General features: G+C 41.7%; 14 protein-coding genes and 3 pseudogenes. 11 read left to right on the forward strand and 6 right to left on the reverse strand.

From position 1 onward, the window contains the following. Window positions 1-96: 96 nt before the first annotated feature. The 4 genes and pseudogenes from HDCHBGLK_RS20245 to HDCHBGLK_RS04175 all read left to right on the forward strand — a co-directional run. Window positions 97-419: pseudogene (locus HDCHBGLK_RS20245) on the forward strand (transposase); the annotation flags it as partial. A 162-nt stretch (window positions 420-581) separates the two neighbouring features. Further along, complete coding sequence (locus tag HDCHBGLK_RS04165) at window positions 582-926, forward strand: hypothetical protein (RefSeq protein WP_004606443.1); 345 nt, start codon at window positions 582-584, stop codon at window positions 924-926. Between the two features lie 14 nt (window positions 927-940). Next, window positions 941-1,489: a hypothetical protein gene (locus tag HDCHBGLK_RS19235; RefSeq protein ID WP_004606444.1), complete on the forward strand. Its 549-nt coding sequence runs from the start codon at window positions 941-943 to the stop codon at window positions 1,487-1,489. A gap of 37 nt (window positions 1,490-1,526) precedes the next feature. Further along, window positions 1,527-1,889 carry a hypothetical protein gene (locus HDCHBGLK_RS04175; protein WP_233440736.1) on the forward strand — a complete coding sequence of 121 codons (363 nt, stop codon included), beginning with the start codon at window positions 1,527-1,529 and terminating at the stop codon, window positions 1,887-1,889. On the opposite strand, the gene HDCHBGLK_RS04180 is transcribed toward HDCHBGLK_RS04175, so the two are convergent. Beyond that, window positions 1,881-2,621 (reverse strand): transposase, encoded by a 741-nt coding sequence (locus HDCHBGLK_RS04180; RefSeq protein ID WP_004606446.1) that lies wholly within the window; start codon window positions 2,619-2,621, stop codon window positions 1,881-1,883. The genes HDCHBGLK_RS04175 and HDCHBGLK_RS04180 overlap by 9 nt on opposite strands. 88 nt (window positions 2,622-2,709) lie before the next feature. Continuing rightward, on the reverse strand, window positions 2,710-3,648 hold the full coding sequence (locus HDCHBGLK_RS04185; RefSeq protein ID WP_004606447.1) for a LysR family transcriptional regulator: 939 nt from the start codon (window positions 3,646-3,648) through the stop codon (window positions 2,710-2,712). Between the two features lie 216 nt (window positions 3,649-3,864). Here HDCHBGLK_RS04185 and HDCHBGLK_RS04190 point away from each other — a divergent pair, with 216 nt between their 5' ends. The 7 genes and pseudogenes from HDCHBGLK_RS04190 to HDCHBGLK_RS19240 all read left to right on the forward strand — a co-directional run. Beyond that, on the forward strand, window positions 3,865-4,755 hold the full coding sequence (locus HDCHBGLK_RS04190; protein ID WP_004606448.1) for a transketolase: 891 nt from the start codon (window positions 3,865-3,867) through the stop codon (window positions 4,753-4,755). Between the two features lies 1 nt (window position 4,756). Then, on the forward strand, window positions 4,757-5,740 hold the full coding sequence (locus HDCHBGLK_RS04195) for a transketolase family protein (protein ID WP_004606449.1): 984 nt from the start codon (window positions 4,757-4,759) through the stop codon (window positions 5,738-5,740). 63 nt (window positions 5,741-5,803) lie between these two features. After that, on the forward strand, window positions 5,804-6,856 hold the full coding sequence (locus tag HDCHBGLK_RS04200) for a zinc-dependent alcohol dehydrogenase (protein WP_004606450.1): 1,053 nt from the start codon (window positions 5,804-5,806) through the stop codon (window positions 6,854-6,856). A 20-nt stretch (window positions 6,857-6,876) separates the two neighbouring features. Beyond that, a complete protein-coding gene (locus HDCHBGLK_RS04205; protein WP_004606451.1) occupies window positions 6,877-8,298 on the forward strand; it encodes an MFS transporter in 1,422 nt (473 codons plus the stop codon). Between the two features lie 117 nt (window positions 8,299-8,415). Beyond that, entirely contained in the window at window positions 8,416-8,550 is a 135-nt protein-coding gene (locus tag HDCHBGLK_RS19540) for a hypothetical protein (RefSeq protein ID WP_004606452.1), read from the forward strand. 36 nt (window positions 8,551-8,586) lie between these two features. Continuing rightward, window positions 8,587-8,751: an excisionase gene (locus HDCHBGLK_RS04210; protein ID WP_004606453.1), complete on the forward strand. Its 165-nt coding sequence runs from the start codon at window positions 8,587-8,589 to the stop codon at window positions 8,749-8,751. A gap of 76 nt (window positions 8,752-8,827) precedes the next feature. Next, window positions 8,828-9,711, forward strand: a pseudogene (locus HDCHBGLK_RS19240) (integrase DNA-binding domain-containing protein); the annotation flags it as partial. Between the two features lie 62 nt (window positions 9,712-9,773). On the opposite strand, the gene HDCHBGLK_RS04225 reads toward HDCHBGLK_RS19240, so the two are convergent. The 4 genes and pseudogenes from HDCHBGLK_RS04225 to HDCHBGLK_RS04240 form a co-directional block, all read right to left on the reverse strand. Next, window positions 9,774-10,397, reverse strand: coding sequence for a CatA-like O-acetyltransferase, family 2 (locus HDCHBGLK_RS04225; protein WP_004606456.1), 624 nt, complete (start codon window positions 10,395-10,397; stop codon window positions 9,774-9,776). A gap of 26 nt (window positions 10,398-10,423) precedes the next feature. Further along, the gene (locus HDCHBGLK_RS04230; RefSeq protein WP_004606457.1) at window positions 10,424-10,978 is read right to left on the reverse strand and encodes a DUF6707 family protein; all 555 of its coding nucleotides are present in this window, start codon (window positions 10,976-10,978) and stop codon (window positions 10,424-10,426) included. Window positions 10,979-11,197: 219 nt separating this feature from the next. Next, window positions 11,198-11,689 (reverse strand): annotated as a pseudogene (metG, locus tag HDCHBGLK_RS04235) (methionine--tRNA ligase subunit beta); the annotation flags it as partial. A 153-nt stretch (window positions 11,690-11,842) separates the two neighbouring features. Beyond that, a complete protein-coding gene (locus HDCHBGLK_RS04240) occupies window positions 11,843-13,078 on the reverse strand; it encodes a site-specific integrase (protein ID WP_004606460.1) in 1,236 nt (411 codons plus the stop codon). Window positions 13,079-13,086: the final 8 nt, after the last annotated feature.

Consider the following 13,086-nt stretch of genomic DNA (forward strand, 5'->3'; position numbering starts at 1 on the left):
CTGAATTTGCAGCATAAGAGGGGGATGTTAAAACCCCCCCAAAAAGAAAAATCGCTGAGGTCGTGAAACTTCAGCGATTTTTTGGTATAATTAATTATGTTACTAACTAAAAATACCAATACTAATTATACCCTACGGCAGTTGAAATTGTCATTGGAAATCGAAAAATTAATTGACATTTCTGATCCAGTGTACACTTTCTGCGAGGTTATGGATCGCATCGACCTATCAAGATATTTTGCAGAGAAAGAAAACAAAACAGGCCGTCCAGAATGTGATAAGCACAAACTCCTCAAAGCGATACTCTTTGCTTTCATGGAACACGGATCTGTTTTCTGCTGGAAACGGAAAGGCTCTGCAGAAACGATATCCGATATCTGTATCTTCTTGATGGCATGAAGGCTCCCTCCTTTGCTACTTTATAACTTCTCGGAATCTTCAGCCCTGATTTTATAAGGCTTTTTGACTCCATCTCAAAAAAATCACCCACTTCTTTTGCAAAAACACTTGACAAATCGCTCAAAATTTGCGGCGAAGCCGATTGATTATATTTTAATTTCAATCGACTGGAGGCGATTTCTTTGTTATCTTGTAATCCTGGCGGCCATACCGCCTATCAGGATACTTTCGTATCTGATTTTCTGAAATTTTATCCTGATCCCTTTGCGCTTCCTAATAGCACCTGGGATTATATCGTGCAGTTCTGGTATCTGGATCTTTCCCCGACGGATTCCATTTTGCAGGACTGTTACTCTGTCTTCGGACCGGAGCCAAGGCTCCCTTCCTGTATGCTGCGTTCTTACCTGCTTGCTTTAAAGCTGAAAGTGACTTCCATTACCGTCTGGTGCCGTATGCTACGGGAAACAAGAAAGGGGAAAAGACACCCTGCGACTCTTCCAGTACTGCTTCTAAGCTTCTTCCCCTAATGGAGCGCTGGCAGTTGAAACCGGAACATCCTTTTTTTCTGGTCTTCCGTCTTTATCAACAGCAATTCCTAGACCGCTCCATCCAGAAAGGTCTGATCAATCCGGAGCACTTGGCTCTTGCCGGCAACGGCACGCCCGTGCGCACTGCCGCACAGCAGCGTAAAAAACGCACCTGCAAATGTAAGGAAAATGGCTGTGCTTCCTGTCACTGCAAACGCCATTTTTCCCAGCCGGACTGTAACTGGGGATGGGACTCCCACCGGGAATGCCATTTCTTCGGCTGCCACCTCTACATGTATGTGGCTTCTGATTCCTGCAGCGATCTCCCTGTATTTCCGCTTTTGGAACGGGCTTCCCGGCATGACATGCTTTCATTTCTCCATTCCTTTTTCACCATGAAGGCAAACCTTCCGGAATTCCGCATTGAAAAACTCCTTCTGGATTCCGCCCATGATGCTTACGCTGTCTATGAATACTGCAGGCGAAAAAACATCACGCCTTTTATCGACCTCAATCCCGGTCATACCGGACATTTTACTTATAATGATGATTTTCACCATTGATGACGATGGTGTCCCGATCTGTAAGATGGGCTTACGTATGCACAAAGATGGATATGAGGCTGCCAAGCACCGGGCAAAATACCGGTGTCCAAAAGCAAATCGGAAGTACGGCTGCTTCTGTGAGCATCCCTGTTCACCGGCGAAATACGGCAGGACCGTACATATCTTTACCGACGACAATCCAAGGTTATTTAACATACCGCCAAGGGACAGTAAAGCATGGAAAAAGGAATATGACGGAAGGACTTCCGTAGAACGTTCTAACAAGCGTGAGAAAGAGGACTATAAATTAGAATACGGCAGGCACCGCTCTACGAAGATGTGGTACTGCCGCCTCTATGGCATCATGATGCTGCAACATCTTGATGCCTGGGAAACATTTCAAAAATCATTAGGGTGAGCCGCCTAACAAGAATATCTTAAACGGCTTTATATGATGACCAGCAGGACATTTCAGAACGCAGGTGCCTTCTTCATTCAGTAGGAAGTCTGCATATATTTCAGGAACTTCTATTCCTGTTATGGCTGTTGTAACAAGGTTTATGTTTTGCTTCTGTGCCAGACGGCTGTTTTCTTCACCGAAGTATGCGCCATCTGTGACAACCACAGATTCTTCCTCAGGGCTACCATTCCTCTCAAGACTGTCTTTCAGAAATTGACTGTCAGAATAGTTGTTCTGTTCAAACTGATAATCCAGTACGATAGAACCATTCTCACCGACTGCTTCATCAACATTTGCCACATATCCTCTATGTTGCTTTCCTGCTTTTTGGCGGAACGTGGCATCAGGATCGGAGGGGTTCTGCAGAACAGAAGAATCCCTTCCGCCATCCTCTTTTGTTTTGAGACGGCGAATGGCATCTTCCACAACAGTCTGCTCTGAAAGGCATCTTACAAGAAACTGGTACTCTGTGACATCATCGAACTCCTGACCGCATGACATAAGCAGTTTATCTGCATCTTCCAATATCACTTTTATCCGATCTGCTGTTTCGTTGCTGTTGCTGTAATAAAATGTCCGATTGAAGTCATTGAGATCATAATAATGTTCCAGTCCTGCCAAAAGAGAATCTCGCTTATTCTTGTGCAGATATATGACGAACTTGGATACGCAGGTGTACAGATTATTCATCTATAAACGATTTTTAATCATTACTGCGACAGCCCCGTTCGCCTATAATGGGTGGCACATGATATATGTGGAATAAGGTCTGTGAACCTTATTTTGAACTGTAAAATTTGAGAAATTCATCTTCTTTTTCAAAGTGACGATATAGTTTTCTTAAGAATTGCAGAGAATGAATACTCAAGGATTCTCCTTTTCTTGTACAGCAAAGAAGCTTTGTTTTTCTTGGTAAATCTACCGGGATAAAATGCAGTGAAGGATTCGTCATACAGTTTTTTGTCCATTCGGACACAAACATTACAGAATCTGTTTTCAACAGCATCTCTTCACAAAGATGGATTGAATTGAAGAACATGATTCGGTTGGTATTAAAGCCATGATCGGCGATTTCAAAATATAAATTCTCTTTTGCCTGAGCTTCTACGTCAAGGCAGATAGTAAGTGCATTACGTGCATCCTCGATGGTCAGTCGCTCTTTGTTATAGTAAGCGGAGTTCGGACCGACACAGACGATGACTTCTCCTTCTGTAAGGGGACACATATCTAAAAGAGCTGCATCTCTCATCCACATCTGTTTTTTCTCATGTTCTCCATAACTTACAATGAGTCCGATATCAGAACGTCTATTTAATACACGAAGAATGACTTCACCACGATCCACCTCCAGGATATTATAGTGTACATGGTTATCCGTATTTTCAACATAAAGTTCATGAAGGATATCGGCAAGAAAGTCGAATTCTTGACTGGCAAGGAAAAGTCTGGAACAATCGGCATGATTATTCCGGAAAGCATTATTCAGGCCATTCGTTGCAGTGAGAATTTGCTTTGCATAAAAGACAAAGTTAATGCCCTCTTCTGTCAACTCAATTCCTTTTGATGTACGGGTCAGAATCTTGATACCGTATTCCGATTCCAGTTGGGCGATATTCTTCGTCAGACTGGGCTGACTGATATATAGTTTCCTGGCCGCTTTTGATATAGAGCCACATTCCAGGACTTTCAGTAGTTGTTCTAATTGTTCAGTTTTCAAGTTAACCCCTCCCCCCTAATAAAATTTTAATGAATAAAAAATAGACAGTCAACGAATATGGAAGCATTGGCCATTCCAAATAGTTATACCCCTTCCATCATCTTTTGGTATTTTTTAAGGGATTTTCCGTTGTGCTATAATACTATTATATCAAAAAAATAGTGATTGTAATTCGTCACAATCACCAATGAAATATGCAGGAGGAGGTAATCACTTATGGCTAAAGTATGTATCAATGATGTGCGTAAGCTGATCGAGAAATCCGGTCAGATTCGTGAAAAACTATGTTTAGGAACACATCGTATAGGAAATGTACATATCGGAGGTCCGATGTCAGCATGTGATGTGGCTACAGCATTGTATTACAAGTATATGGAGTTTGATCCGGAGAATCTGGATGATCCGGAAAGAAATATTTTCGTTCTTTCCAAGGGTCACAACGGAATCCTGTTATTCACCATTTTCTGCGACATGGGAATGTATGACTGGGATCTTCTACTAGATACCTACAATACGATTGATCATCCCTTTGGAGCACATCCCAATCATAAGCGCGTAAAGGGTATTGAAGTATCAACAGGTTCTCTTGGCCACGGACTTTCCTGGTGCTGTGGTATGGCACACGGTAATCGTGACAAGGGTATCAAATCCAGAATCTATACTCTGCTGGGTGACGGCGAGATGGAAGAAGGATCCAACTGGGAAGCAATTCTTTATGCAGCATCCCGAAAACTGGACAATGTGGTTGCAATCGTAGATTTCAATCATGCATCTGCAGCATTTGAGACCGGAGAGAACCTGGTATGGGGTGAAAAGGGAGGTCCTGAAGGTATGGCAGACTGCTTCCGCGCATTTGGATGGAATGCAGTGGTCATTGACGGAACCAACATGCAGGAAATCGACGAAGCACTTGGTTCTCTTCCTCCTGTTACACTGGACGGAAAACCCAATGCCATCATCTGTTCCACAAAGAAAGGACAGGGTGTCGGCTTTATGATGGAACGTCCCTGTGCATGGCATGTTGGCGGATTCGGCAAAGAGACACTAGATGAAGCAGTAGCAGATATTCAGGAATACACAAAACAGAAACTGGCGAAGGTGAAGTAATATGGCAAATATGGGCGGTTTCACTTTCTGTTGTGGCGATTTTGGCCCGGCAATGGAAGCAAAAGGTACAGTTACAAATGAAATTCTGGAAATGATTGATGATGATCCTCGTGTTTGTTACGTCGTTTCTGACGGAACAGCAAGAGGCGGCCGTACACAGACAAAGGCATTGTCCTGTCCCGATCGAATCATTGACGTAGGTATTCAGGAGATGAATATGGTTACGGTTGCTGCAGGACTTGCACATAGAGGCTATATTCCTTTCGTTCAGACATTCGGTCCTTTCCTTTGCGTCAGAGCACTGGATCAGATTCACAATGATGTAGCTTACAATGATTATCCCGTAAGACTGATCGGTACTCATGCTGGTATTTCTTCAGGTTATGGTCCTACTCATAACACAATTATCGAGTTTGGTGTTATGAATGCACTTCCCAATATGACCATGGTTGCTCCTTGTGATGCAGAGCAGTGTAAGAAAGTACTTCGTGCAAGCCTGGATTATGCAGGTCCTATGTATATTCGTATTCCGAGAGGTGAGGAGCCCCTTGTTTATGAGCAGGGATATGACTATCACTTTGAAATCGGTAAAGCTAATGTAATCAAAGAAGGTAAAGATTTGAACATTATTGCCACCGGTATGGGTGTTTATGGAGCGGTAAAAGCTGCAAGATCTCTGGAAGAGCAGGGATATGATGTGGGCGTTATTGATATGCACACCATCAAACCCATTGATAAAGATGCAATCATCTCTGCAGCAAAAGCATCCGGCAATTTGATCACTGTTGAAGATCACAATATCCTCGGGGGACTTGGTTCCATCGTTGCAGACGTACTGATGGAAGCTGGTGTATATGCCAGTCTTCGTAAGATTGGTGTTCCTGATACCTTCGTAGAGTTTGGTTATCCGGAAGAACTGTATCCTTACTATAAGATGGATGCAACAGGTATCGAAGAAGTTGCACTGGAGCAGTTAAAGAAATAGAAACTTAATTCCCGGTCCGCGAATGACGGGCCGGGATTGTTAGATATCAGAAAGGAATAAAAAATGAGACAATTATTTGTTACTTCCATTCGTGATTTCGAGAAAAACACGATGGGTACTGTTGATATGATGGAAGCTCCTATGCCGGAACCGAAGGATGAAGAAATCCGTATCAAGGTAGTTTATGCGTCCATTTGTGGTTCCGATACACATATTCTTACCGGAAATCTGGGTGAAATGGAATCAACTACCCGTTCCATGCTTCCTATGAGCTTCGGACACGAGCTTTCCGGTGTGATCGATAAAGTAGGTTCTACAGCAGAAAAGATGGGATTCAAGGTTGGACAGAAGGTTGTTGCAAACTATGCAAAATACTGTGGATGCTGCGAAAACTGCCGCGAAGGAAAAGTAAACCTCTGCTCCAATATGGGATATCGGATGAATGGATTTTCCGAGTATGCAGTTTATCACATGAGTCAGATTTTCCCGATTCCCGATGATGCAGATCTGAAAGATTATGCACTGGTAGAGCCCCTTACCGTAGCTCTTTCTTCCGCAGAGCAGGCCAAAATCTCCTACGGAAAATCGGTAGCAATCATGGGTGCAGGTGGTCTTGGAATGATGCTGGTACAGCTGGCTCGTCTTGCAGGAGCAAGCACCATTACAGTATTCGATATTGTTCCGGAAAAACTGGAGCTGGCACTTGAAAACGGTGCAGATTATGCACTGAATTCAGCAGAAGAAGGGGTCGCTGAAAGAGCTATCGAACTGGCAGGCGGACGTTATGACTGTGTTCTGGAAGGAACCGGAGCAACTGCTGCAGCAAAACTGGGACTTCAGCTTCTGGCTCGTGACGGAGATGCAGTTTACTTCGCAATGTACGGAAAGGATCCCATCCTTCCGGTAAATCTTCAGAGTGATCTGTACTGGGATCAGAAACATATTCACGGAATGATTCAGGGTGCATGGCAGTTTCCGAAATCCATCCGCATGATTCCTCGTATGGACTTTTCCAAGATTATTCAGAAAGAACATACACTGACCAATTATAAACAGGCTTTTGAAGATCTTTATTCAAAGAAATATGCAAAGATCGTAATTAAGATGGACGAATAGGTAAGAAAGGGGGAGAACCTATGAGTAATGTAGCGAACAATGGGGCTTCCGGTGAGAAGACTTTATATCATGGAAAAGAAGCGGTATTTCGTAAACTGGCCTTTGGTTCAGGTGAAATCGTTCACAATGTACCTTGGATGCTGGTAAGCGCATATCTTGCGTTTTATATGACTGATATTGCAATGATTCCGGCAGCAGCAGTTTCTATTCTGTTCCTTGTGTGCAGATGCTGGGATGCAATCAATGATCCACTGATTGGTTCCCTGGCAGACAATACCAATACAAAGATGGGACGATATCGTCCTTGGATGCTGGGAACTTCTATTGTATATATTCCTCTGGTAGTTATGCTTTTCTGGGCACATCCTGATTGGGGCGTAACCGCACGTACTGCATGGGGATGTGGTTTCTACTTCCTGGCAGTTGTTGCAGCAACATCTTGGAATATTCCATTCTGTGCACTGAATGGTGTTATTACTCCGTATCCCGGTGAGCGTGCATCCTTTGCAAGTTATCGAATCGGAATCTCTTCTCTGGCATGTGCGATTCCGACAGCAATCTTCCTTCCACTGGTTGCAAAATATAGCAATAACTACGCAAATGCACCCCGAGGATTTGTTCTTGCAACTATTACGGTATGTATGATTGCAGTTCCTTTCATTTTCCTCTGTATCGGCGGAACAAAGGAAGCAATCAAACCGCCCAAAGCACAAAAATTCACTCCCAGGCAGATGTTCGAGACGGTCGGAAAGAATACGCCACTCCTTATTATCTGCGTCGGATTCTTTGTATACGGCCTTCTTGCTTACGGAAGAACTTCTGCAGCAATGTACTATTTCAATTATTACTGGGGCAATGCAGATGCATTTACCATCTATGCAACAGCTCGTGGACTTATCTGCGGTGTAGCAGCATTCTTTGGAGCTGCTCTGGTTAAAAAGCTGGGCAGTAAGCGTAATGCATTGATGTTCGGAAACCTGATTTGTGCAGTGATTAACTTTATTGCATTCTTCCTGAATCCCAGCATCATCTCTGTTAAGGGCTGTGTTGCAATCCTCCTGATCGATGGTATTGGTATGGGTATCCAGACATCCCTTCTGTACTCCATGATTCCCGATACTGTTGAGTATGGTCAGTGGAAATCAGGACTTCGTGCAGATGGTCTTTGTTCCTCAACCACCAGCTTTATGATGAAACTCGGTGGTGCGTTATCACCCACAATCATGTTGGCAATGCTTGCAGGTTCCGGTTATGTGGCAAATGCAACTACACAGACTCCGCAGGCTCTGTCTTCTATCAATATCGTTATGAACTTAGCTCCGGCTGTTCTGGCTGTAGTTAGCATTATCATCTTCTCCTTCTATAAATTGGATGGTAAAATGCATGCACAGATTCTGGAAGATCTGAAAGCTCGCGGACAGTTTGAAGCTTATGAAGACTAAACTCCTAGTCAGAAAAACTCAAAACCTCTGAAAAGGGGCTGTTGCAAAATGATATGCTCCCTTCTAGGTAGACAAGTGAAATAATAAAAACTTGTCACTTAGGAGGGAGCATATTTTATGTCTAAAAAGAAGATATCTATTGAAGATAAAATGTATGCTGTAAATCTCTATCTAGATGGTAAAGAAAGTCAGCACCGTATTGCCTCTATGTGGAGGCTTAAGAGAAATGAAGGCAATCGAGTAGGAGGCTAACCATTAGTTGATTAGCCGACCTCTCACACCACCGCCATGACGGTAGAAGAAGCGTCCCAGTATTTTTCGGTCGGTCAAAACAAGATAAGACAGCTTGCCCAGCAGGACAGGTTCGGCAACTGGTATATGATGAACGGAAACCGTCTGCTCATCAAGAAAAAGCAGTTTGAAAAAATGCTGGATAAATTGGACACAATCTAATGAAAAAGAGCCTTGTATGTGATATTATTTTCATAAGTCAGATCGAGGCTCTTTCTTATGAAAGGAGCAGATAACAATGTCAGAAAAAAGACGGGACAATAAAGGTCGCCTGTTAAAGACGGGAGAGAGCCAGCGAACAGACGGAAGATGCTTATATAAATATGTGGACGCACAGGGAGAAACAAGATATGTCTATTCATGGAAACTTGCACCCACAGACCCCGTAACCAAAGGAAAGAGGAACGGGAAATCTCTAAGGGAACTGGAAGCAGAGATACAAAGGGACTTGCAAGACGGTATCGACACCACAGGCGGAAAAATGACGCTTTGCCAGCTTTACGCCAAACAGAACGCACAGAGGGCAAACGTGAAGAAAAGCACACAGAGCCAACGAAAACAGCTCATGTGGATATTAGAGGGAGATATGCTGGGAGCAAGGAGCATTGACGCATATGTCTTTCAGACGCTAAGGAATGGGCGTTACGCATGAAAGAAAAAGGCTATGGCTATCAGACCATAAGCAATTATAAACGCTCGTTGAATGCGTCATTCCGCATTGCCATAGCGGACGACCTTGTGAGAAAGAATCCTTTCGACTTCAAACTAAACGAAGTCATAGAGGACGACAGAAAAAAGCGACAGGCACTGACAGAGGAACAGGAAGAAAAGCTGTTGTCCTTTGTCCGTAAAGACAGAGTGTATAAAAAGCATTATGACGCAATCGTGATACTGTTAAAAACAGGACTTCGTATCTCGGAGCTATGCGGACTGACAAGACAGGACATCGACTTGGAAAACAGGGTTATCCATGTGAACCACCAACTGCTTTACAGCAAGGAAACAGGCTACTACATAGAAACGCCAAAATCCAATCTGACGAAGAAGTATAACAAGTACCATGAGGACAGCCTGCCAAAGATAACGCCACATATTTTGCGTCATACGTTCTGCTCAAGACTTGTATATTTTCATTAACTTTCAATTTTCTCCGTTCTGTAAACTGGGATTTTGGAAAGCTGATATTATTTCAAATTGTTTATTTCTGACTGCATTAGCGCCAAAAATCTTCCAGCATGTGCGCCATCCATCTGTGTATGATGGAATTGAAATGAAATTGACAGATAATAGCGAAAGAATTTCTTTTTGTATCTACCCCAAATTATAAATGGGTTGTTAAAAATACCGCTATTCATGCCCACTGCACCATCAATTTCAGTATCTATAATTGCAGATGTACCAATTACCATACAGTTTTCTGAAAGGTCTCTATCCTTACAATTTTCTGCAACTTGCTTCGTATATTTCAGATAATCACTGTTGAATTTTTCTAGTTCGCTCGTAAACAGAACGTCGCAGGAACTTACTTCTCCCTCTTTATTTTTTACAATGGTATTCACAGCGATAGTATCATACTGAATCAATTTATCTCCAACTGGAAGTAAGTAAAATTCATCTACAGCCTTTGCCGCTTTACCAATACAATAGTCCATCAACATATTAAACTTCAAATGCTTCTTATTACTTACCTTGACAAGATTTGTGACATCCATTGTCTTAAAAAAAGTTACCATTGGATTAGATGCTTTCATCCAAAGCTCAAATGCCACAGCTCGTTTCGACTTTCGTGGGTCAATCTCTTTTGCCATATTTACCTCCGTCAATTACAATTTTATTAAGATAGCAATTTGCGGATTTCTTGCGTAGTTTTTTCTATTTCTTCGTTCAAATTGTTTTTATCAATCGGAAAGTCTGGTGTTTCATAAAATCTTATCATAAACTCATATTTCAACAGAAGCCATGAATTTGCGTTTGGTTTATCATTCCTCTCCTTTGCAAATCGAATATTATCATCATATAAATCCAGACATTTCTTTTGGTTCATATATAAACTCGGTTTAAAAGTTGACGAAATCGACCTCATTAATTCATTGCTTTTTTCTGGGTTCCCCAGTTCTCTATGAATTCTTACCGCTATCAGACGAGCGTTTACGACATTGGCCCATATCGTATAATTTCCAGTAAATACCATATCCTCAATCAAATCACACACTTTGAGGGCTTCCTCATACATTCCAAAAGCATATAACAGCGTTGTTAACTCAGCGACTATTCCTATATCTTTCGACGATTTTTTGCTAAAGTGTTTCAGAAGTTTTTTGCAATCTCGTTGTATGTATTTAACTGTTACCTTTTGCATAATCAATTCTATTATCTCTAGGTTTTCCATTTCCCCACTCCTCTGCAAACTTCCAATTCGTCTTTCTCTCTATTATTTCAAGAATGGGCAATCCCGCTTGGAACTGCCCATCATCTCTATTAAATATGCGATTTTTCCACCTTTGCACACATTCCTGCACCAAATGATGTAAATGTGTACTTTTTGGGTAATTTCCAACAATAAAGTACGTCCCGTTTACAAGGCAAAGCGGTACATCTTTACATCATTTTAGTAGAGTTTCGCTCCCGCCGGAATATGCGCATCTACCATCAAAAGATTCAGTCCTTCGTGACCATCTTCCTCATGTACAGCACTAATCAGCATACCCTCGGAATCAATGCCCATCATCTTCCTCGGCGGCAGGTTTACGATGGCGATACAGGTCTTTCCAACCAGTTCTTCCGGCTCGTAATACTCGTGAATACCGCTTAAAATCACACGGTCTTGGCGCTCTCCGTCGTCCAGTGTAAACTTCAGCAGCTTCTTGGACTTCGGCACTGCTTCGCAGGCAAGCACCTTTACCGCACGGAAATCGGACTTGCTGAATGTCTCAAAGTCCACCGTTTCCTCAAAGATTGGCTCAATCTTCACATTGGAAAAATCAATCTTCTCCGGTGCTGCTTCTACATTTTTTTCAAGTGCTTCGGAAGCTGATTTTTTTACATCATTTTTCTTATTTACACCATCTAAGGACTTCATGGTCGGGAAAGATTTCACGTTTTCTTCATGATTCTTCGGGATGCGTCACTGTACTATATTTTCTAAATTTATAAACCTTATAATTACTTCACTATTCGTCATTATTAAATTTTCTTTGTTGTCAATTTGCTGTAAACCAAACAAATTGTTGTCATCCGTTATACTAAGCACTTCTCAAAAAATATCTAATTTTGCTGCTAAATTCTCGAATGACTCTTGTTTCTTTTCTTCTGTTGCTTCCGCATAAATGTCCATCGTTGTTTCAATGTTTCTATGTCCCATAATGGATTGAATAACTTTTAAATTTGTTTCATTTTCGCAAAGTCGTGTACAAAAAGTATGTCTCAGATGATGGCAAGAAAAATTAGGTAGTATAATAGGATCTCTTCGTTCTTTTTTAGCTCGCACCACTTCGTCTGCATTATAACTATTTGCTATACGCTTAATCGTATGATTGACTGTTTGTGGATTTGGAACCATTCCAAAACGATTACAAAAAATAAATCCTGACATTCCATCAATTTCTGATTCATTAAAACCATTTTCCAGTTGTTCTTCATAAAGCATTTCAAAAGCATCTTTCACAATATCTAACATTGGAATTGTACGAATTCCCGCTTCTGTTTTGGGTTTGGAGATTCTCAATACACTTTTGTTGCTCTCTGGTTTTTGATAATAACTCAGACTGTGATTTATACTGATTGTTCTTTTGTCATAATCCAGATCTTGCCATCGAAGCCCTAATGCCTCACCAATTCTACATCCCGTTCCAAGCAACACCGTAAACATAGGCCACCAATGATAATATATCGGATGGTTCGCAATATATTCCATAAATGCTCTTTGCTGCTCTACTGTCAATGCATGTCTGATTCCTCTGTTCTTCCCGGATTCTCTGCTGATTTCTTTCATTACTCCATCTGTAGGATTATTTCGTATAATCTCATCCCGCACTGCCAACTGAAATGTTGGATGAAGCAAACAATGAACAGTATCTAATGTTCCTAATGAAATTTTTACTTCATTAAGAAGATAATAATAAAACTGCAATACATCAGAATACTTTATATCTGCAATCCGCTTCTTTCCAAAAGTATCACGTACATAATGATCGTACGTATATAAATATGAACTTTTTGTAGATTCACGCAAATTATACTTCGTGGACATATAACGATCAAACGTATCATTCACACTCGCCTTGCCAGCAACATAGAGATCCAATCCGTCCAACTGATCCTTCATCAGTTTAGCTTCTTTCTCTCTTAGTTCTGCCAGATCGTTAGCATATATAAATTTACGTCTGCCCATCGGATCTGTATAGGTGTACATGTATCTTTTATCTGATGATCTTTGTACTTCTCCTTTGCGTAAAGATCTTCCTCGCAAATCTTTTCTGACTTTCGCCATAATAGTTT

The organism is [Clostridium] scindens ATCC 35704 (assembly GCF_004295125.1).
In the GTDB taxonomy this organism is placed as follows: domain Bacteria; phylum Bacillota; class Clostridia; order Lachnospirales; family Lachnospiraceae; genus Clostridium_AP; species Clostridium_AP scindens.